General features: G+C 45.8%; 22 protein-coding genes. 11 read left to right on the forward strand and 11 right to left on the reverse strand.

Going from position 1 to position 24,513, the window contains the following annotated elements:
* Positions 1-74: 74 nt before the first annotated feature.
* From EPL05_RS22310 to acs, 3 genes are read right to left on the reverse strand one after another with little or no spacing between them, the layout of a single operon-like run.
* Complete coding sequence (locus tag EPL05_RS22310) at positions 75-1,016, reverse strand: alpha/beta fold hydrolase (RefSeq protein WP_128536206.1); 942 nt, start codon at positions 1,014-1,016, stop codon at positions 75-77.
* 6 nt (positions 1,017-1,022) lie between these two features.
* The gene (locus tag EPL05_RS22315) at positions 1,023-1,553 is read right to left on the reverse strand and encodes a hypothetical protein (RefSeq protein WP_128536207.1); all 531 of its coding nucleotides are present in this window, start codon (positions 1,551-1,553) and stop codon (positions 1,023-1,025) included.
* Between the two features lie 9 nt (positions 1,554-1,562).
* Positions 1,563-3,464 carry an acetate--CoA ligase gene (acs, locus tag EPL05_RS22320; protein WP_128536208.1) on the reverse strand — a complete coding sequence of 634 codons (1,902 nt, stop codon included), beginning with the start codon at positions 3,462-3,464 and terminating at the stop codon, positions 1,563-1,565.
* Positions 3,465-3,603: 139 nt separating this feature from the next.
* Between acs and EPL05_RS22325 the strand changes: the two genes are divergently transcribed.
* The 7 genes from EPL05_RS22325 (at position 3,604) to bshC (ending at position 9,024) form a co-directional block, all read left to right on the forward strand.
* Positions 3,604-3,813 (forward strand): hypothetical protein, encoded by a 210-nt coding sequence (locus tag EPL05_RS22325; RefSeq protein ID WP_128536209.1) that lies wholly within the window; start codon positions 3,604-3,606, stop codon positions 3,811-3,813.
* Between the two features lie 94 nt (positions 3,814-3,907).
* On the forward strand, positions 3,908-4,141 hold the full coding sequence (rpmB, locus tag EPL05_RS22330) for a 50S ribosomal protein L28 (RefSeq protein ID WP_067187494.1): 234 nt from the start codon (positions 3,908-3,910) through the stop codon (positions 4,139-4,141).
* A gap of 105 nt (positions 4,142-4,246) precedes the next feature.
* Positions 4,247-4,429 (forward strand): 50S ribosomal protein L33, encoded by a 183-nt coding sequence (rpmG, locus tag EPL05_RS22335; RefSeq protein WP_067063463.1) that lies wholly within the window; start codon positions 4,247-4,249, stop codon positions 4,427-4,429.
* 101 nt (positions 4,430-4,530) lie between these two features.
* Positions 4,531-4,689 (forward strand): DUF4295 domain-containing protein, encoded by a 159-nt coding sequence (locus EPL05_RS22340; RefSeq protein WP_128536210.1) that lies wholly within the window; start codon positions 4,531-4,533, stop codon positions 4,687-4,689.
* Between the two features lie 186 nt (positions 4,690-4,875).
* A complete protein-coding gene (ftsY, locus tag EPL05_RS22345; RefSeq protein WP_128536211.1) occupies positions 4,876-5,841 on the forward strand; it encodes a signal recognition particle-docking protein FtsY in 966 nt (321 codons plus the stop codon).
* Positions 5,842-5,956: 115 nt separating this feature from the next.
* On the forward strand, positions 5,957-7,291 hold the full coding sequence (gene rimO, locus EPL05_RS22350) for a 30S ribosomal protein S12 methylthiotransferase RimO (protein ID WP_128536212.1): 1,335 nt from the start codon (positions 5,957-5,959) through the stop codon (positions 7,289-7,291).
* A 122-nt stretch (positions 7,292-7,413) separates the two neighbouring features.
* Positions 7,414-9,024 carry a bacillithiol biosynthesis cysteine-adding enzyme BshC gene (gene bshC, locus EPL05_RS22355; RefSeq protein WP_128536213.1) on the forward strand — a complete coding sequence of 537 codons (1,611 nt, stop codon included), beginning with the start codon at positions 7,414-7,416 and terminating at the stop codon, positions 9,022-9,024.
* 4 nt (positions 9,025-9,028) lie between these two features.
* On the opposite strand, the gene EPL05_RS22360 is transcribed toward bshC, so the two are convergent.
* From EPL05_RS22360 to EPL05_RS22375, 4 genes are all read right to left on the reverse strand, one after another.
* Complete coding sequence (locus tag EPL05_RS22360; RefSeq protein ID WP_128536214.1) at positions 9,029-9,667, reverse strand: outer membrane beta-barrel protein; 639 nt, start codon at positions 9,665-9,667, stop codon at positions 9,029-9,031.
* 107 nt (positions 9,668-9,774) lie between these two features.
* Complete coding sequence (locus EPL05_RS22365) at positions 9,775-10,296, reverse strand: hypothetical protein (RefSeq protein WP_128536215.1); 522 nt, start codon at positions 10,294-10,296, stop codon at positions 9,775-9,777.
* A gap of 105 nt (positions 10,297-10,401) precedes the next feature.
* A complete protein-coding gene (locus tag EPL05_RS22370; RefSeq protein WP_128536216.1) occupies positions 10,402-10,737 on the reverse strand; it encodes a TfoX/Sxy family protein in 336 nt (111 codons plus the stop codon).
* A 98-nt stretch (positions 10,738-10,835) separates the two neighbouring features.
* Positions 10,836-13,907 (reverse strand): GH92 family glycosyl hydrolase, encoded by a 3,072-nt coding sequence (locus EPL05_RS22375; protein WP_128536217.1) that lies wholly within the window; start codon positions 13,905-13,907, stop codon positions 10,836-10,838.
* Between the two features lie 383 nt (positions 13,908-14,290).
* Between EPL05_RS22375 and EPL05_RS22380 the strand changes: the two genes are divergently transcribed.
* Positions 14,291-15,367 carry an Ldh family oxidoreductase gene (locus tag EPL05_RS22380; protein WP_128536218.1) on the forward strand — a complete coding sequence of 359 codons (1,077 nt, stop codon included), beginning with the start codon at positions 14,291-14,293 and terminating at the stop codon, positions 15,365-15,367.
* Between the two features lie 153 nt (positions 15,368-15,520).
* Here the strand turns inward: EPL05_RS22380 and galB are convergent, their stop codons facing one another.
* Both galB and EPL05_RS22390 read right to left on the reverse strand, forming a co-directional pair.
* The gene (gene galB, locus EPL05_RS22385; RefSeq protein ID WP_128536219.1) at positions 15,521-17,971 is read right to left on the reverse strand and encodes a beta-galactosidase GalB; all 2,451 of its coding nucleotides are present in this window, start codon (positions 17,969-17,971) and stop codon (positions 15,521-15,523) included.
* A gap of 36 nt (positions 17,972-18,007) precedes the next feature.
* Complete coding sequence (locus EPL05_RS22390; RefSeq protein WP_128536220.1) at positions 18,008-18,406, reverse strand: DoxX family membrane protein; 399 nt, start codon at positions 18,404-18,406, stop codon at positions 18,008-18,010.
* A gap of 403 nt (positions 18,407-18,809) precedes the next feature.
* On the opposite strand from EPL05_RS22390, the gene EPL05_RS22395 reads away from it, so the two are divergent.
* Positions 18,810-19,025, forward strand: a complete 216-nt coding sequence (locus tag EPL05_RS22395; RefSeq protein WP_128536221.1) for a hypothetical protein — start codon at positions 18,810-18,812, stop codon at positions 19,023-19,025.
* 95 nt (positions 19,026-19,120) lie between these two features.
* Entirely contained in the window at positions 19,121-19,465 is a 345-nt protein-coding gene (locus tag EPL05_RS22400) for a hypothetical protein (protein ID WP_128536222.1), read from the forward strand.
* Between the two features lie 92 nt (positions 19,466-19,557).
* On the opposite strand, the gene EPL05_RS22405 is transcribed toward EPL05_RS22400, so the two are convergent.
* Both EPL05_RS22405 and EPL05_RS22410 read right to left on the reverse strand, forming a co-directional pair.
* Positions 19,558-20,331: a LytR/AlgR family response regulator transcription factor gene (locus tag EPL05_RS22405; protein WP_128536223.1), complete on the reverse strand. Its 774-nt coding sequence runs from the start codon at positions 20,329-20,331 to the stop codon at positions 19,558-19,560.
* A gap of 7 nt (positions 20,332-20,338) precedes the next feature.
* Positions 20,339-21,418: a sensor histidine kinase gene (locus EPL05_RS22410; RefSeq protein ID WP_128536224.1), complete on the reverse strand. Its 1,080-nt coding sequence runs from the start codon at positions 21,416-21,418 to the stop codon at positions 20,339-20,341.
* 259 nt (positions 21,419-21,677) lie between these two features.
* Between EPL05_RS22410 and EPL05_RS22415 the strand changes: the two genes are divergently transcribed.
* The gene (locus EPL05_RS22415) at positions 21,678-24,500 is read left to right on the forward strand and encodes an outer membrane beta-barrel protein (protein WP_128536225.1); all 2,823 of its coding nucleotides are present in this window, start codon (positions 21,678-21,680) and stop codon (positions 24,498-24,500) included.
* Positions 24,501-24,513 lie beyond the last annotated feature (13 nt).

Raw genomic sequence — 24,513 nt, forward strand, 5'->3', positions numbered from 1 at the left:
ATGTTATGATATCTAATTATAACAAATTTAAGCTATTCTTTCCTAAGATAAAAATGTGCGAACGCACACCTTACTTAGCTCTCCGCCAACACCTCTACCTTCACAATCCGCTCAAACTCCTCAAAACATTCCACATGCGGAAAATGCGCGGCATCTGTAAAAGTATAGAATTGCTTTTTGGGCGCGCTTAGCTTATCGAAATAATCTTTTGCGCCGGCGTAGCAGGTATGATGATCGTGTGTACCATGGAAAAAGTAAACCGGGACGTCGAGATGGGTAACCGTATCACTGATATTGTTAGTGATGATGGCCTCCCAAAGCTGATTAAAGCTCAGCGAGGAACCTTTCATATAGTTTAATTTATCGGCAAGGGAATATTCTTTACAGGTAAGCAGCTTCCATATCGCTAACAAAAAAATATTCTTCTGCCTCATGCTGCCGCGATACCGCGCTACCTGCCACCTTTGGAAATTAAGATACCTGAACCAGGCTTTTGCACCTGCACCCCGCGTGGGGACGGTCCATTTATTTAATTTACGGAGCACGCTCCTATCCTTACGGATGGCAGCCTGCTCTTTTACAAAATCATATGATTCCTGTTCTGAAAGATATTGATCCGTCACCTGCCCTACGCTTAAATAAGCGTGAAAAAGTTGGGGGTGCCGCTGAACCAATAAAGTACCCAAGTAGGTGCCCCATGATTGGCCAAGCACATAAATTTTTGTTTGTCCGAATTTATCGATGAGGTATTTGCTTACCGCTTCGGCATCCTGTATCAATTGCTCCAGCGTTATCGAGTTTTTATTGTCCAGCGTAGCGTATGATCGCCCTGCTCCCCGCTGCTCCCAGTGGCAAATAGTGAAGAGTTTTTCTAAGGGTTTCAGCGTTTCTGCCACAAAACAAAAATCCGGTGTTCCCGGCCCGCCATGCAGGTACAGTAACAGCGGGTTGGCATCGCTCTCGCCATGGATAAAGATGTATTGCTTATTGCCGTTGATGATTGGGGAATCTGTCATTTACGCTTAATGGGAACCCTTGTATCGCTTTAATACCACCCGTTGTTTTAAAACATCAGGCCATATCTCAATTTTATAGCCGTCCTTCACTTCAAACAGATCAGGATCTGCCTTGGCTAAATCTATAGAATACACTCTTACCCGGTAATCACCCGGCACAAGTTTTACCTTCAATTCAACTTTACCGTCAGGGCAATTGGTTATTTGCATAAACCCCGACCTGATCTTTAAATTACCTTCTACCACGTGATCATAGGGTTTAAAGTTTAAGTCAGCATTAGGTTTTTCAAGCACATGTACCTGCACTTTGATGTGCCCGTATGAACCTGTGCTTACACCCAAAACATCATTACCCGTGGCTAATCTATCGGCAAACGAAGCCTCGCTCCAAAAGTCGGCAGCCCCGGTATTTCCGGAATAGTCCATATCTCCAACATAAAATTGGTTGTATGCGGTATCAAACTCCAGCTTATATATTTTAGCAGGAGCCGCGCCGAAAACAAAACTGATGCATAAAAACATTAAAGCTTTATACATAATTCAGTTTTACAATGCTCCTGCCTTTATCTCCTCAACAACAGCAGGGTCTAACAAAGTGGAGGTGTCTCCTAAATTAGAAATGTCGCCCTCCGCTATCTTCCGTAGAATCCTCCGCATAATTTTGCCCGAGCGTGTTTTTGGCAGGCCCGTTACAAACTGAATTTTATCCGGTTTGGCAATAGCGCCGATGATGCGGGCAACTGTCATCATAATATCCTTGCGGGTCAATTCAGGGTCGCCGTGCTGGTTGGGGCATACTACAAAGGCGTACACACCCTGTCCTTTAATATCGTGCGGGTAACCTATTACGGCGCTTTCTACTACGGTGCTGTGCATGTTAATGGCGTTCTCCACCTCGGCGGTACCAATGCGATGGCCGGATACGTTCAGCACATCGTCTACCCTGCCGGTAATGCGGTAGTAGCCATCCTCATCGCGCAGACAGCCGTCGCCTGTAAAATACAGATTTTCGTATGTAGCGAAGTAAGTGGTGCGGCAACGCTCATGGTCGCCATAGGTGGTGCGCAGCATACCCGGCCATGGGAATTTGATGCAAAGGTTGCCGCTTACGCCGTTGCCTTCTATCACTTTTCCGTTCTCGTCTACCAATACCGGCTGTACGCCCGGCAGCGGCAGGGTAGCGTAGCCTGGCTTAGTAGGCGTAACACCTGCAATAGGCGAGATCATAAAGCCACCGGTTTCGGTTTGCCACCAGGTATCTACAATAGGGCATTTACCCTGGCCTATCTTTTCGTCGAACCAGTGCCATGCTTCCTCGTTTATCGGCTCGCCTACCGACCCCAGTTTTTTAAGCGAGCTAAAATCGCGGCCTTTCACCACATCATCGCCAAAGCTCATCAGCGAGCGGATAGCCGTTGGGGCAGTATATAATATATTAACCTTAAATTTCTCTACAATATCCCAAAGGCGACCGGCATTGGGGAAGGTTGGGATCCCTTCAAACATCACCGAAGTAGCCCCCTGCGTAAGCGGACCGTAAGCAATATACGAGTGACCTGTGATCCAGCCGATATCTGCCGTACAAAAATAAACTTCGCCCGGCTGATACTGGAACGCGTTGCTAAAGGTATAGCCTGTATAAACCATATAACCGCCGCAAGTATGCACCACACCTTTTGGCTTGCCTGTAGAACCGGATGTATACAGGATAAACAGCATATCCTCGGCATCCATTTCCTCGGCGGGGCAATCGGGGTTACCCTGGGTCTCTACCTTTTTAACTTCATCTTCCCACCATACATCGCGCCCCTTTATCATGGACACCGGTGTGCGGGTACGGGTAAGCACAATAACTTTTTTGATGCTTGGGCACTGCACCAGCGCATCATCTATTATAGATTTTAACGGCACTTCCTTGGTGCCACGTAAACCGCCATCGGCAGTTATTACAATATTACATTCGGCATCCTTTATCCTGTCGGCAATGGATTGTGCCGAAAATCCGCCAAAAACAACCGAGTGGATAGCGCCGATACGGGCGCAGGCCAAAACGGCAATGGCCAGCTCGGGCACCATGGGCATGTAAATACAAATGCGGTCGCCTTTTTTTGCACCGTTATTTTTAAGCACGTTGGCAAACTGGCAAACCTTAGTGTGCAGTTGTTTATAAGTAAGTATGCGGTGATGTTCGGTAGGGTCGTTTGGTTCCCAAATGATAGCGGTGGTATCGCCGTTTTTTTCCAGGTGGCGGTCGAGGCAGTTCTCCGTGATGTTCAGTTTGGCACCCTCGAACCATTTTATTTTTGGTTCTTTAAAGTTCCAGTCTAAAACCTTATCCCACTTTTTTTTCCATAAAAAATTATTGGCAATACCTTCCCAAAATTGTTCAGGCTGTTCCACGCTCAGGCTATAGGCCTGCTGGTATTCTTCAAACGACTTAACTTGCATAGTGATGTATAAATGGTGGCGTAAATTAGTGATTTTTGTGTTAAGCGGGTAATAAATTTAAGGCTTTTTAAAATATTTTAAGAAGTGTTATTTCTCAATTTACAGCACCGTCATCATTTATTAATTATACATTTATATAATGAAAAAATATTTTTTTGAAATATATTTCCCGCTTGGCATTATTGTAGGCCCAGTAATTTTTATGGTTACCGGAGTAAAACTTTCTTTGGCATTCTTTTTTAGCATAATAGCCATAATGGCTATTCATCTATATCTAAATAAAACAGTGCGGATTACGGCGTTTAAGCATGTAAAAAAACTCTTTTCGACTATGAAAAAAGAATTTTAAATATTTTACAAATCACTATTGCCTATTTGCTTTAAAAACCTGATATTTGCAAACTCTTTTTAGGAGAAGAGCGAGAATTAAAAAAATATTTGTCATGTCAAGAATTTGTGATCTAACAGGAAAAGGCTACATGAACGGTAACAGCGTATCAAACTCGAACGCCAAAACCAAACGTAAGTTCTATCCAAACTTACAGTTGAAAAAGTTTTACATCCCCGAAGAAGATAAATGGATCACTTTAAAAGTATCTACTTCTGCTGTTAAAACTATCAGCAAACTCGGTATTACCGCTTGTATCAACAAGTTTGTAAAAAAAGGTTCTATTTAGTAGGTTATAGGTTTAACGTCATACGTTTTACGTTTCCACTATAACAATCATCAAGCAATAATCAACGTAAAACGTATTACGTATTACGTTTAACAAGATAAGAAAATGGCTAAGAAAGGCAACAGGGTTCAGGTAATTTTAGAATGCACAGAGCATAAAACCAGCGGCATGCCGGGTATGTCTCGTTACATTACCACCAAAAACAAAAAGAACACAACCGAGCGTTTGGAAATGAAAAAATTCAACCCGGTATTACGTAAAGTAACAGTTCATAAAGAAATTAAATAGGTTATACGTTGAACGTTTTACGTTTTACGCATTCACTTATAGCTAATTAGTTTATAATACACGTACTACCTACAACGTAATACGTATAACAACAAAAAGACATGGCAAAGAAAGTAGTTGCAACGCTGAAAGTAGCAGGTAAAGGCAAAGAATATTCGAAAGTTATTACAATGACTAAATCACCACGTACCGGTGCTTACTCATTTAAAGAGCAAATTGTACCTAACGATGGCGTTAAGGATGCAATTGCAGGTAAATAATACCTGGTAAAACTTTTGTTAAAATATTGAAAGCCGTCTTGTATCTTACGAGAGGGCTTTTTCTTTTTGATATGGTCTGAATCAGAATTTACAGAATTTAAGGATTAGCAGAATAATAAATACTAACCCCATATCTGTTGAATACTGATTCTGGAAATTCTATAATTCTGAAAATTCTGATCACCTATGGGATTATTTGATTTTTTTAAGAAAAAAGAAAGCACGGAGCAGGAACAGCAGGCGCTTGATACCGGGCTGGAAAAAACCAAGGATAATTTCTTTTCAAAATTAACCAAGGTTGTTGCCGGTAAATCTACCGTTGACGATGATGTGCTGGATGATTTGGAAGAAGTACTGGTAACTTCCGACGTTGGTGTTACCACCACCCTCAAAATTATCGAACGTATACAGGCCCGTGTTGCCCGCGATAAATACGTAGGCACATCCGAACTGAACAATATGCTGAAGGACGAGATCCAACAGCTCCTGGCTGAAAACAACAGCAACGATTTTCAGAATTTTGAATACGGCAAGCAGAAACCTTATGTAATAATGGTAGTCGGTGTAAATGGCGTGGGCAAAACCACCACCATTGGCAAGCTGGCCCATAAGCTAAAACAAGCCGGCAACCAGGTAGTACTTGGCGCTGCGGATACCTTCCGCGCCGCGGCGGTAGACCAGATAAAACTTTGGGGCGAACGTGTTGGCGTAAAAGTGGTAGCGCAAGCCATGGGCAGCGACCCTGCTTCGGTAGCTTATGACACCCTTCGCTCAGCCGTATCTAATGGCGACGATGTGGCCATAATTGATACCGCTGGTCGTTTACATAATAAGGTGGGTCTGATGAACGAGCTTACTAAGATCAAGAATGTAATGCAAAAGGTGATCCCCGGCGCACCGCACGAAATACTGCTGGTGCTGGATGCATCAACCGGCCAAAACGCTATTGAACAGTGCAAACAGTTTACCGAGGCCACCGCTGTAAATGCATTGGCCCTAACCAAACTGGATGGTACCGCAAAAGGCGGCGTAGTGATAGGGATCTCAGATCAGTTTAAGATCCCCGTAAAATACATAGGTGTAGGCGAAGGGGTGGAACATTTACAGTTGTTTGATAGGACAGCGTTCGTTAACAGTCTGTTTAAATCATAAAACATGTCCGGAGCCTCACCCTGCCCTATCCAAAGGAGAGGGTTTTGAGAAGCTTTGAAGTCCTCTCCTTTGGAGAGGATTTAGGTGAGGCTTCTTCGGTGAAAAAAGAATAACAATGAGAACAAAAACAATAAGCAAGCCGATACTAACTGCTAAACCCCGCGTAAACGTGGTTACTTTAGGCTGTTCAAAAAATATTTACGATAGCGAAGTACTGATGGGCCAGCTGAAAGGCAACGCCTTTGAAGTGGTACACGAGGCCGAAAAGCTGCGTAACAACGATATCATCGTTATTAATACCTGCGGGTTTATTGATAACGCCAAGCAGGAATCTATCGATACCATTCTGCAATACAGCGAGCTGAAGGAACAGGGCAAAGTAGGCAAAGTGATTGTCACCGGTTGCCTGAGCGAGCGCTACAAGCCCGAGCTGGAAGCCGAGATCACCAATGTTGATGCCTACTTCGGCACCAACGATCTGCCAAACATCCTCACCAATATCGGTGCAGATTATCGCCATGAGCTAATTGGCGAACGCTTATTAACTACGCCATCACACTTCGCATACTTTAAAATTGCCGAAGGCTGTAACCGCCCGTGCTCATTCTGCGCCATCCCTTTGATGCGCGGCAAGCACGTAAGCACCCCTATCGACCAGTTGGTAAAGAACGCCGAGAACCTGGTAAAGAACGGCACCAAAGAACTGATTCTGATAGCGCAGGACCTTACCTACTACGGACTTGACATATACGGAAAACGTAACCTGGACGAATTACTGCGCCGGCTGAGCGACGTGAACGGTGTGGAATGGATCCGTATGCAGTACGCTTACCCGGCAGGCTTCCCGATGGAAGTTTTAGATGTAATGAACGAGCGTGACAATATCTGTAAATACCTGGATATGCCGTTGCAGCACATTACCGATAATATGCTGAAATCGATGCGTCGTGGTTTAACCAAGCAAAAAACTATCGATGTGGTGAACGAGATCCGCGACCGCGTACCAAACATCGCTATGCGTACCACTCTCATCACCGGTTACCCCGGCGAAACCGAATACGATTTTGAGGAAATGCAACAATGGGTCGCCGATACCAAGTTCGACCGCCTGGGTTGCTTCACTTATTCGCACGAGGAAAAAACACACGCCCATTCTTTGGTGGATGATGTGCCAGAAGAAGTAAAACAGGAGCGTGCCGATGCCATTATGGAAATTCAGCAGGGCATCAGCTGGGATAAAAACCAGGAAAAGATAAGCAAAACCTATAAAGTATTGATAGACAAGAAAGACGGCGGCTACTTTGTAGGCCGTACCGAATACGATTCGCCCGAGGTAGATAACGAAGTATTGATTGATGCCAGCATTGATTATGCAGCCGTTGGCAGCTTTGTTAACGTAAAGATCAATACTGCGGAGGACTTTGACCTTTATGGACAAATTGTAAAATAACCCGATTTTAGCAGCACGATGTTTGATTTAGAATATTAAAATCTAAATTCGGCATCCTGATTGGATAGCAGGGATTTAGGTTTTACTAAATTCGAAATTGAAAATCCGACATTCGAAATACTATGGACGCTGCCTGTATTGACTATAAAGAAACGGGATACTTTTCCCAAACCGTTATCGACTACCTGGACGATGTGCCGGAGTTGAGATCATTTTACAGTCACCGCCCCACCCTGAAAGGCTTCGCTGAACTCTTCGAACATAAAAAAGTTATTGCTGATCGCCAGCTATTGGTGAAAGTGCTAACCGAACAATACTTCAAAAACTCCCAAAAAGGCACGCCCGAATTAGAATCTGCCGATTTTATTCGCCAAAAAATAACGCTTCTTGCCTCGCCCGATACCTACACCGTTACCACCGGGCACCAGCTAAATATATTTACCGGTCCGCTGTACTTTATCTATAAGATAGTAACCGCTATCAAACTTTGCCGCGAATTGAAAGAGGCGCATCCGGATAAAGATTTTGTGCCCGTTTACTGGATGGCATCGGAAGACCACGATTTCGCCGAGATCAACTACACCAACATCGGTGGCAAAAAAGTGCATTGGTGGTACGAAGCGTCCGGCGCAACCGGCCGTATCAACCCCGATACCATGCGCCAGGCGCTCAATCAGTACAAAGGTGTTTTGGGTATCGACGGCCACTCTCACGAGCTTGGCGAAATGGTAGAAACCGCTTACACCGCCTTTGATAAACTGGCCGATGCTACCCGCTATTTAGTAAATGCGCTCTTCGGCCGGTACGGCCTGGTGATCATCGATGCCGATGACCATCGCCTTAAACAATCCTTCGCCCCCATTATTGAGCGGGATATTATTGAGCAAAACAGCTTTAAAAATATCATCGCTGTTAACGAAAAACTGCAAAACCTGGGTGTACACATCCAGGTGAACCCACGGGAGATCAACTTTTTTTACCTGAAGGATCAGCTGCGCGAACGCCTTGTTTTTGAGGATGGCCGTTACAGCGTTAACAATACCGAAATAACTTTTACAGAGGAAGAGCTGAAGCAGGAGATTGCCACCGCACCCGAGCGTTTTAGCCCCAACGTAGTCATGCGCCCGCTTTACCAGGAATGTATTTTGCCCAACATCGCCTACATTGGCGGCGGTGCCGAGTTGGTTTACTGGCTGGAATTAAAATCAAACTTCGATTTTTACGGCGTAGATTTCCCGATACTGGTACTGCGTAATTCCGGCCTGGTTATCCGCAAGGAAACCGCTGCCAAAATAAAGAGCATGGAGCTTGCCCCGGCCGATATTTTTAAAAGCGCCGACGAGATAAAAAATAGCTGGGTAAAAAAACATAGCAGCCACGACCTTACCCTTGCCGAAGAATGGCGCGAAATGGAACGCGCGTTCGAAAAGATAAAACTCCGTTCGCACAATATCGACCCTACCCTCGCCCCATCCGCAGCAGCGGTACAGGCACGCCTGAAACACGCGATGGATAACTTCCAGAAGAAATTGGTAAAAGCCGAAAAACGCAACTATCAAACCCGCCTGGAACAGATAGAACACATTAAAGACGACCTTTTCCCAAAAAATAGTTTACAGGAACGCCAGGAAAACTTCGGCCTCAGCTACGTAAAATGGGGCCAGCTCTTTATAGATGAACTCATCCGCAACTTTGAGCCGTTGGATTTTAAGTTTACGGTGCTGACGGAGTAGAAACTCAATTAAACAAATACCCCAAAGAAACGCCCAATACTTTATTGTTTAGTGTCACACCTTGCCCGTAAGATAAGTTACGTAGCCCCAGGCCGTAATTAACACCGATAATCACATTATTGATCTCCACCCCACCGATAAAATTAATACCATAATCGGGATTTTTATAGTTAGCGGTATTGGGGTCATTGTTGTTTCCGAAATTCAGTTTGCTACTGCTGCCATTACCCGATGCAGTGCCCGATATACCATACCCTATGTAAGGGCCGCCGCCTAAATAACCAAGAGTACTTCCTGTAAAATGCTGCTTATAAAGCAAATTTACCGGGAGTTCCAGGTAGTTTAGTTTGACAGTAACGGTAGACGTACCCGCATACTGCTGGTTAATATCCACCTGCTGAGTTACCAGCCGCTCTCCTTTAGTAGAAAAAAGCAAGCCGGGTTGTATCGAAAAATTAGCGAAGCGAATATCCATAATTCCACCCGCATGAAAACCCGTCAAATTTTCGCTTTCTATTGTAAATGCTCCTGTAAGTGTTTGCTTAGATAAATTAAGGCCTGCCTTTAAACCAAATTTAACGGTTTGAGCAAATGTAATGACAGTAAACAAGATAAGACAAAAGGTAAGTAACGGTTTCTTCATGGCTTATTATTTTCCTAAAGATATTAAAATATCCCACTGTAGCGAAAGCAAAATATTAAACAAAGAATGCCGGCATTAACCGGCATTCTTTGTCATCTTAAAATCGTTTATTTAACGATGGTAACATCAAATTTACCTTCGCTGATCACTTTCTTTGCGCCGCCGGTACCGGTAGAAAACACAGTAAGACCGCCGCTAAAAGTACCGGATATCCTTGTAGCAGACGCGCTGGAAATGGTAACGGTTACCTGGCTCGCAGCATCGTCATCGTTAATAAAGGTATCGTCGTTCTTTGTATTAAATAACACAAGTGGCTTATCGTCGTCAGAAGCGGCGGTGTTACTATAAGTTTTACCTGCTACCGGGCTACCATTTATAGTTACAGATATACTTGTGCCATTGGCGGCAGTACCCTGTATAGCTGTAAAAGAAAGGCTGCCAGATGTACCTGTTACCGCAAAGGCATTGCTATTAAAAACGGTAGCGGTACCATCCACTTTAGCAGAAATAGTATTGGCGGGTGTGTTGTTAGAGTCCTTTTTGCAGGAGCTAACAGTTAGCGTTGCAAAAGCAACCGCAAAAAGCATAATAGCTTTAATAGATGTTGTTATGTGTAAGCGTTTAGGCATTATTTTTTATTTACCGGTCCGTTTATTCAGACCGCCGCAAAGATAGTCAAATAAGGCAATATTTTTAACCATTGATATAGAAAATTAACTGGACGATATGCGGGTTTATTTCGTCTTTTTGCTCGCCTTAGCTATCTTGTTATATTCAAGCGCCTTATTCACCCAGGCATCAAAATCCCTTTTGTTGCCCAGTACATCCTCGTGCACAAAAACATAACCCTTGGCCGTACGGGTGCGCTGTTCCATTGGCCTTACGCCATCCATCTCTAACGCAGCTTCAAATTCATCCGGATTAATTCGGCAAAGCATCTCGTGGCTGTTTACACAAATACAAAGTTTATCATCCACCATAAAACATACGCCGCCAAACATGCGCTTTTCTACAATTGGCGATACGTTCACCAACGCCTCGCGTACCCGGTTTAAAAGCCTCTCGTCCATTATTCAAAAAGTTAGAGGTCACAATTCAAAGCAGTAAATCAACTATGCTCCATTCACCACTCTCTACTTACCAATCTCTATTAACTACTCACCACTTACTACTCCACCGTTATCTCATCCGCAAAAATGTACGACGGGCTGCCTTTGCTTTCGTGCCAATCGGGCAGTGGACCGTATTGCTTGGCAATGAGTTTTATGTAGCGGGCCTTTACATTAACGGTAGCAGCAAATTCCTGGGTTTGCGGCTCCAGTTCCTTTACCTCTGTTTTGGTATTTACCGTGGCGGCCAGTTTATAGTTCTTGCCATCATCAGAGATCCAGTACTGCACATATTTAGGGAACACTATCCATGCGCGGCTATCTTGCAAAGTGCCCAGGCTAAGTTGCCTGATAGGTTTTACCTGGCCCAGATCTATCACCGCTTCCAGGTCTTTACCCTGGTATCCCTGCCAGTTGCCCAGGCGCCAGTTGGCGGTGCCATGAATGCCGTTGATGAGCGTTTCGTCGCCCTGTGCCGAGTAGTTGGGCAGGTATTTGTTGGTGAGGGTAAGTTTAATGTCGCTGCGTATTTTGGTGAAGGTAGCTTCGTCCACAAAACTGCTTTTGCCATCATTAATAGCGATGGCCTTTACGGTAGTGTTCACCAGGATCTGGATCGGCTTATCGTACATGGCCGAAGAAGCGGTTGGCGTGGTGCCATCCAGTGTGTAGTATATTTTAGCTAAAGAATCAATGCATTTAATTTCTACTGTGATAGGTTTTTTAAACGTTTTAGTACCCGCCAAAATATAAGGGTTTGGTACGATCAACTGTTCTTTAATGGCCGAGGTTGGTTTTTCCAGGTCCTGTACAAAAAGTTTATTGGCTATCCTCCCGCTGAACACTTCAAAGGTTCCGCCTTTTTCAATGGTTTCATAATTGATGTAAAGCTTGTTGTATGCCTTGCCGTCCAGGTTTAGGCCTTGTAAAAAGTTATTTTCTCTGCTCACGGTAGCGCCGGTATTGCTGATGTTGAAACGTTTTCCGTTCTCCAGGCTCACGATGATGGATTCGAACTGCGGCACACCCACCTGGAACTGTTGCTGGCCCGGCGCTATATTATAAATACCCAGCGAACTCATTACATACCAGGCCGACATCTGACCGCAATCCTCGTTGCCCGACAGGCCGTCGGGTTTATCGCTATACTGCTCGCGTAATATCTTGTTTACATAATACTGCGTTTTATCGGGCGCATTGGTAAAATTGTACAGGTAGGCAATGTGGTGGCTGGGCTCGTTGCCGTGCGCATACTGCCCAACCAGCCCGGTTACGTCTGCCTGTTCGCGTCCGCTAAGTTTGGCATTGGTGCTAAACAATTCATCCAGCTTTATCTCGAAATCCTTTTTTCCGCCCATGGCTTTCATCAACCCTTCTACATCCTGCGGTACCAGGAAAGTGTATTGCCAGCCATTGCCTTCGGTGTAATTATTATTGATCTCGGTAGGCTCAAATGGGGTGTACCAGCCGCCATTATCGCGGGCCTGCATAAAGGTGTTCTCGTTATTAAAAACGTTTTTCCAATATTGCGCGCGTTTAATGTATTCGGCGTATTCCATCGGCTTGTTCAGCATTTTGGCCATTTGGGCGATGCACCAGTCGTCGTAAGCGTAATCAAGTGTTTTCGATACCGATTCGTGCTCTACATCGGCATTTACCGCACCAGTTTTGCGGTAATTATCCAGGCCGAACTGGTCGCGGTTAACTGCCGCCTTCATCGCGGTAAAAGCTTCTTCGGCATTAAAATCGCGGATGCCTTTTGCGTAAGCATCTACAATAACGGGGATGGCGTGGTTACCTACCATGCAATACGTTTCGTTAGATGCCAGAGGCCATATAGGCAGCAGGCCGCCCTGCTCATACATCGCCAAAAAGGTTTTGATAAAATCTGAAGTGCGTTTGCGGTCTATCAGGTTGAGCAATGGGTTCTCCGCGCGAAAGGTGTCCCAAAGCGAAAACACCGTATAATAATTAAAGCCCGCAGCGGTATGGATCTTTTGATCCAGCCCACGGTACTGGCCATCCACATCGTTATAAATGTTTGGCGCAACCATACAATGGTACAGCGCGGTATAAAATATCACCTGCTTTGCGCGCGCATGATCTGGAAACGGCACGCCTTTTTTGTTATAGGACGGGTAACCGTAACTATTGGTTTCCTGCGCTTGCTGTGGTTTTGACGGCGCGCCTCCTTCCACTTGTATCTTGTTCAACTCTGCGTTCCAGGCGGCTTTCGCTTGTTTGTATATTTTTTTAAAGTCGAAATCGGGCACTTCAGTATCCAGGTTTTTCAACGCCCCTTCGGCACTTACGGCCGAAACCCCCACCTTTGATACCACTTCGCCGGGGTTATCAAACTGGATATACATCTTCACGTTTTTGCCCTGCACCTTGCTTTGGCCGCTTTGCAGTTTATCATCCAAAGCGATGCCATAGGTTTTAAAGGGTTTTGAGAATTTGGCGTAGAAGTATAAGTACTGGTCGGTAGCCCATGATTTAGAACGGCGAAAGCCACGGATCTCGTGGTCATTCACTACCTCTATCCACGAATCCAGCACCTCGTCGCGGTGCTGCAGATCGATAATGATGTTGGCCTTATCGGTATTTGGGTAATCGTACTGATGTACGCCCGCACGCGTAGTGGCAGTAAGTTCTACCTCAATATTATATTTATTCAGCCTGGTTTTATAGTAACCCGGTGATGCTACCTCATTCTTTTTGCTAAAGCCCGAGCGGTATTCGGTATTTTTTAATTGCGGGTCGCCGGTGGTTGGCATAAATAGCACGTCGCAGTAATCGGCAATGCCGGTTCCGCTCAGGTGCGTATGCGAAAAACCGTAAACCGTGGTATCGCTGTAATGATAACCCGACGAGCCATCCCAGCCTTCTAAACGGGTATCCGGACTAAGCTGCACCATCCCGAAGGGGGCAACCGCGCCGGGGTAAGTATGCCCATGCCCGCCGGTACCAATAAAGGGATCTACAAACTGGGTAAGTTCCTTTTTCTTAAGCGGCTTTTCCTTCTTCTCTTTTTTGGGTTTCTCCACAGGTTTTGCTTCATCCTGTGCCGAAGCGCAGACGGTAAAACTGAGGGCAAAAACAAATAACACACCGCGTAAAATCAATCTCATCTATAAATCCGGTTTACATTTTTTTTGAATAACGCAAAATAGCAAGATTAGTTGTATTTGGAAGGGTTTTAGGGTGATTAGCTGAGTGATTGACCAAGCGAAGGATAGGCTAATAAAAACAGGTGTGAAAATGACAGGTGCCCTTATTTTCAAAATAACAGACCACCTTTTGGGGCACTGGGAGACCGTATCTTTATGTGGTTAGCCACCGTCTAAATAAAATAAGAGAATAAAAGCCATGATGGCAACATTAGCTGCCAGGCCTATTTGGTGAACTTTGAGGGGCTTCCACCGGAGGGCGTCGATCAGGAATAACACAAGCCCTTCCGCATTAGATCTAACAACCTTTTAAATTTGTCAATCCCACCCGGTATATTTGCTTCATGCTGGTATCCGAACCCGAACTGAGAACTTTCACTCAAAACATTTTCCTGGCCATGGGCTGTAGCGAGGCGCATGCGGTACTGGCTGCCGATGTGTTGCTAAAATCTGACCTGCGGGGGATAGATTCGCACGGGGTGGCCCGCCTGAGCGGCTATATCCGTCTTTGGGAGAAGCAGCGCATCAACCCTACGCCGGATATAAAAATAGTACACGAAACTGCCACCACCGCCACGGTTGACGCCGACGCAGGGCTTGGCCTGGTGGTTGCCCCCTTTGCCATGCGGGTAGCGATAGAGAAAGCAAAAGCGTATGGCTCGGGCTGGGTATCGGTACGTAACTCCAATCATTTTGGCATTGCGGGCTACCATGCGCTGATGGCGGTGGAACAGGACATGATCGGCTTCGCTATGACCAACGCGAGCCCGCTGGTTGCGCCAACCTTCTCCAACGAGCGCCTGCTGGGGACCAACCCCATGTGCTACGCCTTCCCCGCAGGGAAATACCCGCCGGTTATTGTAGATATGGCCACCTCCGCAGCTGCCAATGGCAAGCTGGAGATTGCCCAGCGCAGCGGCAAGCAAGTTCCCGAAGGATGGATCCAAAACCAGCAGGGCCAGTTCACTACCGACCCACACGCCCTCAAATCGGGCGGCTCTCTCCTCCCCCTCGGCAGCGACCACGAGCATGGCAGCCACAAAGGTTTCGGACTGAGTGCTACCGTGGATATATTATCCGGTGTATTGTCTGGCGCTAACTATGGGCCATGGGTTCCACCTTTTGTATCGTTCCTGGAGCCGCCGATGAACCCACCCGGCAAAGGTATAGGTCACTTTTTAGGCGCTATGCGGGTGGACGGTTTCCGCCCGGCTGATGAGTTTAAGGCAGATATGGATAATTGGATCCAGCGCTTTAAATCGGCATCCACAGTGGACCCAACCCAACACGTCATCATCCCCGGCGAACCCGAACTGGAAGCGGAACTGGACAGAATGCAAAACGGCATCCCACTGGTGGATGCCGTTGCCAAAGATCTGAATGAGTTGGCTGTGAAGCTGGGTGTGAAAACTCTCCAATAAGATTGTCATCGAACGAGCGATAGCGACGAGATATCTTATACGCCCTGCTTAAACCACTTTGCATAAACGGATGCACAACGTATAAGATCTCTCTTCGCCCTCCCGCGCTTGCCTTCTCGCTGCTCATCGAGATGACAAGTTTGTTATTAGTATTTACTTCGTCTTTATCACCACCGTTGCCGGGGCCAATCCTTCCGATGTTGCGGTGAACGTTACGCTTCCTGCCGTTTCCTTGCCCTGCACTATGGCTAATGCAAGGCCATGGAACGCTTTGCGGTAATCGGCTTTAAATGGGTCGTGACTTACGGGATCGCCGTTGTCTACGCTGGCGATGCTTGCCGGGCCGGCTATTTTAAACTTCACGAGGTTATCGGCATTAGGGACCACGTTGCCGGCTTTATCCAAAATCCTCACGGTGATAAACGACAGGTCTTTTCCATCAGCTTTGATGTTACTTCTATCGGCTGTTAACTCAATTTTGGCAGGGGCACCTGCTGTGTTGATCACTTTGGTTAAAACCACCTTTCCATTCTTGCGGGAAACTGCTTTTAAAGTTCCCGGCTCGTATTTTAAGCGCCACATTACATGCAGATCGTCGCCGGTTTTCTTTTTGATGCCTACCGATTTCCCGTTGAGGTACAGCTCTACCTCGTCGGCATTGTTATAATAGGCCCAAACATCTACCGTTTTACCGGCTTCCCAATTCCAATGCGGGAAAATGTGCAGCACGGTTTTGTTGGTCCATTCGCTTTGGTACATGTAATACACATCCTTAGGGAAACCCGCCAAATCTATCACCCCAAAATAGGAACTGCGCGAAGGCCAGCTGTATGGCGTAGGCTCGCCCAAGTAGTCGAAGCCAGTCCAGATAAACATGCCCGAAAGCATCGGGTTTTTCTTTACTACTTTCCAGGTTTCTTCGTGCGTGCTGCCCCATGGCGCGGAAACGTTATCGTAAGCCGACACCGAGTTATCCGGGTTACCTGTGGTAAAAGGCTTATCCCAGGCGATAGGCCAGCGGCGGATGCTATCCGATGGCATATCATAACTGCCGCGGGTTTCCAGTGCAGAAGTGGACTCTGTACTGATAAATTTCTTCCCCGGGTAACGCTTATGGAACGAATCATAATCCTGGTGATGGTAATTATAGCCTATCAGGTCCAGCGCACCGGAGGCGATGATATTGCTACCCGGCTCGGGGTCGTTATTGGCGGCGGTGATGGGGCGGTTATCCAGGCTGCGTACAATGCCTGCCAGTTCGCGGGCTATTACGCGGCCGGTGGTATCGGTACGGCTGTATTGCTCGCCAATTTCGTTACCGATGCTCCAGATGAAAACCGATGGGTGGTTACGGTCGCGCAGGATCTGGTCCTGCAGGTCGCGTTTATGCCATTCGTCCCAAAACAGGTGGTAATCATACTTGGTTTTCTTCATCTTCCACATATCAAAGGCCTCATCCATCACTATGAAACCCATCTTGTCGCACAGGTCCAGCAGTTCGGGCGCGGGCGGGTTGTGCGAGGTACGGATGCCGTTTACGCCCATGCCTTTGAGTATCTGTAATTGCCTTTCCAATGCGCGGGTGTTAATGGCAGAGCCTAGGCTGCCCAGGTCGTGGTGATCGCAAACGCCCAGAATTTTCAGTGGCTTACCATTCAGGATAAAACCCTTATCGGCATCAAATTCAAATGAGCGGATGCCGAGGGGAGTGGTGTAGGTATCTACTATTACCTTGTCTACCAAAATGGTGGTTACCACCTTGTATAAATAAGGCGATTCAATAGACCATAAATGCGGATTTTTAACTTTAAACGAATTATTCAGCGTGGCCACAGAATCTGCCAGCTGAGGGTATGATGGAATTGAACCGCCAATAGCCACCACTTTATTCGCGGCGTCTAAAACGCGCACCTGGATAGTGTATGGCTTAAAGTTGGCAAGGTTATGCTTAACTTTTACCTGCAGGGCAATCGTTGCCGAATTAGCACTTACAGCCGGTGTGGTTACGTAAGTCCCCCAATGGTCAATCGCTATTTGGTTGGTGGTCACCAACCACACATTTCGGTAGATCCCGCTGCCAGAGTACCAGCGCGAATTGGGCTGCTCGGAGTTGTTCACTTTTACGGCTATTACGTTTACGCCGCCAAAGTTTAAATATTTGGTCAACTCGTATCTGAAGGAGATATATCCATTCGGCCTGAATCCTAAATGATGTCCGTTCACCCAAACATCGCTGTGCTGGTAAACGCCGTCGAAATCGATATAAACCTGTTTGCCTTTTGATGCCAGCGGTACAGTAAAGGTTTTTCGGTACCAGCCAATACCACCCGGCAGTGCTCCGCCCTCTGGCGAGGCAGGGTTATCTTTGCTGAAGGTTCCCTCAATGCTCCAATCGTGCGGGAGGTTGAGGTTGCGCCAGTTTTTATCCGGTGCGGATGCTTTATCCGCACCTTTTACATCTCCTAAATGGAATTTCCAGCCTTTATCAAAATCAGCAACGGTACGCCCGGTTTGGGCATCAGCGGCGCGGGTAAAACCTAAACACAACAGTAACAATACAAACACACGGCAGGTATTTGCAAAAGAGTAGTTTACATTAAGCATTATCAATAAAAAATTGTTTATATGTCAAACATACAATTATACTGTTGGATGTACAGCAAACAAACCCTGATAATTTTTACGGTAGGCTACCAGCAGGAATATATTGAGGGCTATTAAAACCCCGCCAAGCAGCAGCAATTGCGGCCCAAGGAAAATATCGAACAAAAATATATTGAAGGTGATTGGGAACAGCATGATCAAAAACAAAGCGGTAAACCGGTTGATGAGCAAGCCCAGGCCGCAGAGGATCTCCAGCACTTTTAGGCAAGGGAAAAAATATTCAGCGTGAGTAAGGGCGGTTAAATAATTATCTGCTTTGCGGTCCAAACCAGGGAAACGGATAATTCCGCTGATAAAATGGAGGAAAAAGTCAAGGCCGAAAGCCAGAAAAACTATCCCGAGCATAATTCGGGCGATCGATACTGCAGTTTTCATATCGTGAAGGGGGTTAGTGTGGTTTACCAAATATAATTATTTATAAACAGATAATTATAAGGAAGTTAAACTGGACGGTGGGAAAACCGAGCTTATACAAAGGGACCGCCCGGTCAAGGGTTCACCCTTGACCGGGTGAATTTGTAAGCGTCCACGCTTACTTTTATTTAGCCGACATGGTATTAACGTTTCGTAAGCGTGGACGCTTACAAATGTTTGCATCCAGGCGTGGACACCTGGGTGGGCGGGAGCTTTCAGCTTTTGATATTCGTATAGTTATTTGCCATCAAATTCAACACGCTTAAGCCAATGTGGGACGTAGTTACAAATTTCGACCAGTGAGGGGAGATAACATTTTATTTTTGATAATCTTATTGTTATCATTGATTATAACCAATATCACATGAAAGATTACATTAGGAAAAATAAAGAGATTTTACCACCTATTATGGTGTTTATAGTAATAACGGCGTCGTTATTAATACTTAGGTATAGCCTAAAAGTAGATTCAGACTATAATAAAAACCTGCTTTTAGCTAGTGGATTTGGCATAACAATTTTAAGTTGGTTTGTCGTTGGTTACATAATAATGAAAATGAGAAAAAAAGAAATCGACTAAGTATAAATCAATCTATACTGGAATCTAAAAGGAACTTAAAGGTTAAATTCTTGTTAGATGCTTATTTCAGACTGGAAAACTCGGATCATAGAGACATGGATTATCCAAATGTTCAAAAATGGAAGTATGATTATGTATATAAGAAATATGCTGAATCTGCCTTAACATCTATTCAACTATTGGGTGATGAAGACACTGTAAAATTAGCAAATGCTTACACCTTGTCAGGTGGTAAGCAGCACTACGATGAATTGCTAAAGAAGTTACGAGATGACTTAAGAAAGGAACTGGATTTAAAGCAATTGCCAAATACAATGGAGTATCATCCATCGACATTTAGGGTTTATCGTAATGTTGGTGCGCCAGAAGAACTTACACCGGAACAACAACTTGACATTGCAGTAAGGTTAAGTGAGTTTAGCAGAGAATTGGTTAAGTAATAATTCATCCTCGTCCGGGCACGAGACTATTGCGTCAAACTTAATGAGAGTTTCAGCCTGTGGTCGGTGTTATCACCGCACCACCAGCGATGCTACACCCACCGACTCAAAAACGCCCCGAACGCATCCTTATACTGATCCCCCACGGTAATGTTGATCTTGCCTATCTGCATGGCGTTGCGGGTGATGGAGTTGATCTTATCCAGCGATACGATGTACGAGCGGTGCACGCGCATAAAGCGCTTGGCGGGCAGTTTTTCTTCCAGCGCCTTCAGGCTGCTGAGGGTGAGGATGGCCTTATCGGAGTTTTTGAGGAACACTTTTACGTAATCCTTCAGGCTTTCGAGGTATAAGATATCGCTTAGTGCAATGCGTACCAGCTGGTATTCTACTTTGATGAAGAGGTAATCGTCCTCTACCCTCTCCACCACTACGGGTGCGGGTTCTGTTGTGGGTGCAGCTGTGACCGGTGCGGCATTATTTGACTTCTGTACCAATTCGGCGTAGGCCAAAGCCTTGTTGGCGGCGTGCAAAAACTCCTCGTAGTTGAAAGGTTTCAACAGGTAATCCAATGCGTCAACCCGGTAACCTTCCAGTGCGAACTGGTTGTAGGCCGTGGTGAAGATAATACGCGGTTTGGTTGGCCCGCGGGCATCCAGCACGCGTGCCAGTTCGATGCCGTTGAGGTTGGGCATCTGGATGTCTAAAAATATCAGGTCCACCTTATGCTGCTGCAAACCGCCCAATGCTTCTACGGCGCTGCCGTATTTGCCCACAAGGGTTAAAAACGGGGTTTGTTCTATAAAAGCGCAAACCAGGCCAAGGGCAAGTGGCTCGTCATCAACGGCAATGCAGTTTACAGTCATATCCGGTTTATAAGGAAAGTGTTAAGTTAACGGTATAAACGTTCGTTTCCAAATTGTTATCCACCTCCAATATATGTTTGCCGGGGTACAGCAGATCCAGCCGACGGATGGTATTGGCCAGCCCGATGCCTTTGTTATCTTCCAGGTCGGCACCTTGTTTTTTATAAATACTGTTTTGCACGTGAAGTTTCACCTGGTTCTCGTCCTGCGTAACATGCACTTTAATGGTGCTGGGCAGGGTATCGCTTACGCCATGTTTAAAGGCGTTTTCTACAAAGGGTAAAAACAGCATAGGTGCCACCGGGTGCTCTTTTAAGGGGCTCGGCGATGTATAATCTACCGTTACTTTATCAGTAAGGCGCAACTGCATCAGGCTGATATAATCTTTTATAAAGGCAATTTCCTGGCTTAGCAGGGCGGTGCTGTTTTGGGTATCGTACAGCACATAGCGCATCATGCGCGAGAGCTGGTGCAGCGCCGTCCGCGATGTTTCAACATTGATTAAAGTAAGCGCGTAAATATTATTAAGCGTATTGAAAAAGAAATGCGGGTTTATTTGTGCTTTAAGGAAGGATAGCTCCGAGCTTATTTTATCGGCCTCCATTTCCTTTTGCAGCGTTTTGTTCTTTTGCCAGCTTTGCACGGTGGCCACGCTGGTGCTGATGCCTAATACCAGCGAGGTGATGGTGATGGTAAACGTATCGAAGTAGCCACGCCTGCCGCCGGGACCCTTTTTTATAGCCGGGCCATGTTTGTGGAAAGCTTCCTCCAGCAATTCGCGGATGTTAAAGAACCTGTCGGCAAAGCCGGTTAAAAATACAATGGCTATAATGATGGCGGTTAGCAAGAGAAAATAAATGCCGTTACGCTTTTTTAGCAAAAAGGCAGGTACCAGCACGTAGGCGTTTAAATAATAGGCACCTATAAGCATGGCGAATACCACCGTTTGCTTCATCCAAAACTGGTAAGGTACTTCTATATCTCTCAGGAAAGGCTGATAAAACAGCAGGATGTTGCCCAGCACTATCCATATCAAGATCTGGATAACTATGCTGCCGAATGAGCTTTTTAAACGTTGAAGTATCATTTACTTTAATGGGTTTGTAAACAGGATGTTACAATATTACACATCCCTGCGCTATATCCCCAACCAAAATCTACAGGTGGCGCACATTTACCGACGAAGGCTTAAAACTTACCGTTAAAAAGGCGCTTTCGCGGATTTTAGGTTTCGCGGACCTTTTATCGGTTAAAAAGGGTCTTCCATCTACACATTGCCCTTACCTGTCTATCATGTTTTTTTAGGCTGATATAAAACTATTGTTTTGTGCATCATTAAAAAATATATGAAACTTAAATCCTTATTTGTTGCCCTCGCTTTACTGCTCACCGTAAACGCATTTGCCCAAACGGGCAGGGATGTAAAAGGCGTTGTAAAAGACAGTGCAGGTGTTACTCTCCCCGGCACCACCGTAAAAATAATAACCGATAAAGATAGCAGCGCCATCATTACCGACGCCAACGGGTCATTCATCTTCCATTCGGTCACTGTAAACCAGTTTAGTTTGGTAGTAATATCTATGGGTTACCAGCCCATTAAGCGCAGGTTCACCCTCGATAATAAAACCACTCCCTTTACCCTGCTGCCTATTGTGTTGAAAAGCGATACACGGATGCTGGGCGTTGTAACCATTACCGATGTAAACGCGGTAAAGCTGAAGGAGGACACCGTTGAATTTAACGCCGCTGCCTACAAAGTGCGCGATGGTGCCCCGGTAGAGGACGTGATAAAAAAGCTGCCCGGTGTAGACGTTGATAAAGATGGCAACGTAACTGCACAGGGCAAAAGCGTTACCAGGATCCGTGTGAACGGCAAGGATTTTTTTGGAGGCGATTTAAAAACGGCTACCAAAAACCTGCCTGCAGATATTGTACAAAGCATACAGGTGATTGATGATTACGGCGACCAGGCCAACATTACCGGCATAAAAACCGGCGAGCCCGAAAAAGTACTGAACATTAATATAAAGCCCAGCAAAAACTATGGTTACTTTGGCCAGGCCAGCATTGGCGGAGGGCAGGATATGCTGCCAAATGCTACAGAAAGTGGCCGCTATGTGGCACAGGGCAACCTGTTTAGGTTTGATGGCGATAGGCAGATAGCCGTGCTGGGGAATTTAAACAACACCAACACCAACCTGTTCAGCTTCGGAGGCCCTCCGGGTGGCGGTGGCGGCCCACGTGGTGGTGGCCCGGGTGGCAATGCAAACGCGGCAAACGGTATTACTACAGCGCGCAGCATCGGTTTTAACTACCGCGATAGCTGGAGCAAAAAAACAACCGTTTACGGCAGCTACAGCTTTGCCAACAACACGGTTAATACCACCAGCACTACTATACAAAACAATATATCCATAAATAACCCCAGCACCAACAACCAAAGCAGCGTGCAGGAAACCAGCAACCTTAACCACCGTTTTAACTTTAATATAGAGTATAAGCCCGATACAGTTAACTACTTAAAAATAACACCTTCATTTGCTTTTAGCGCTATCACTACCAACCAAAACGCGGCCAACCAATTGTTAAACGCTACGCAAACCATATCAGATTATACCTTTAACTCGTACCTGCATTCAACCGCGCCAAACTTTGGGGCAAATGTGCTGTACAACCACCGCTTTGCAAAAAAGGGGCGCAACTTTAGCGTAAACATTGGTGCCGGCTCTTATAATATCGACCAATATCAAAATCCTATTTATGTGTATGCGCCGGGTACCACACAAAATGCACCCGCCAACCAGCTCATCAATACCACAAGCCGTACGGATAGCGTTGGCGTGAACCTGTCGTACCTGGAGCCATTGGCCAAAAAATCGTTCCTGGAATTTACTTACGGCTACAAATATCAAACTACCAATGCCGACAGGAACACAGATACCTTAACCACAGGCGGTGTACGTAATAACGACCCACTGCTTACCAATAGCTACGATTACACCTTTACCACCAACCGTTTTGGGTTAAACTTTAGGTTTATCGATAAAAAATACAACTACACATTGGGTGTTGTAGCACAGCCATCAATACTGGAAGGCAACTCGCCGGACTTTGCGGTTAACCGCAAAACCGAATTTAACGTGGCACCAACTGCGCGGTTTATTTACAACTTCAGCAGGAGCCAGTCGTTGAGTATTAACTACAACGGAACCAGCCAGCAGCCAACTTATGCACAATTACAGCCCGTTACCGATTACTCCAACGCATCGTACCCTGTAAAAGGCAATCCCGATCTGAAACCTGAGTTTAACAACGTGTTATCTATCCGTTATAATAAGTTCGATTTTGCAACCGGTAACGTGTTCTTCAGTAACTTGTCGTTCACACAAAGCAATAACAAGATCGTATCGACAACTATTAATTACCCTTTAACCGAAGCTGATCCTAACCTGGCGGGTTCCATTTTAACCACGTACCAAAATGCAGATGGTTATTACGCGGCAAACGCCTTTTATGTGTTTGCTAAGCCATGGGCAAAGCGCAAGTACAACCTGTTTTTTCAGGGGAATGCCAACTACAACAACAATATTTCCTACATAGGCGGCTTTGGCCAGGATGGTTTATCGATAGAAAAAAACATCGCCAAAAATCTGGTATTATCGCAGGGTGTAAGGTTTAGGGTGAATGTTGTCGATATTATAGATGCGGAGGCAAATACTACCTACGCTATTAACCGCACCACCAATACACTGAGCGCGGCCAACGTGAATACCAAATTCAGCACGCTAACCCTGGGGCTGAACGGCAAAAACTATTTCTTTAAAGACTGGACGCTGAGCTACGATTTTAGCAAGCAGTTGTACTACGGTTACCAGGGTGCAACTAACCCAAACATCCTGAATACTTATGTGGAACGCCGGTTTTTAAAGGGCAATGTAGGCACCTTACGCTTCGCGGTGAACGATGTATTTAACGAGAACACCGGCTACACTACCACAAGCAGCGGAAGCTACATCACCCAAACCAATGCCAACAAACTGGGGCGTTATTTTTTGGTAACCTTTACTTTAAGGCTATCTAAATTTGCAGGCGCAAGGCCAAGCGGTCCGGGTGGTCCCGGCGGCCCGGGCATGGGTGGTCCGGGTGGACCAGGCTTTGGCGGCCAATAATGGTTTTTTACTG

This window comes from Mucilaginibacter gilvus (genome assembly GCF_004054195.1).
GTDB lineage: Bacteria > Bacteroidota > Bacteroidia > Sphingobacteriales > Sphingobacteriaceae > Mucilaginibacter > Mucilaginibacter gilvus.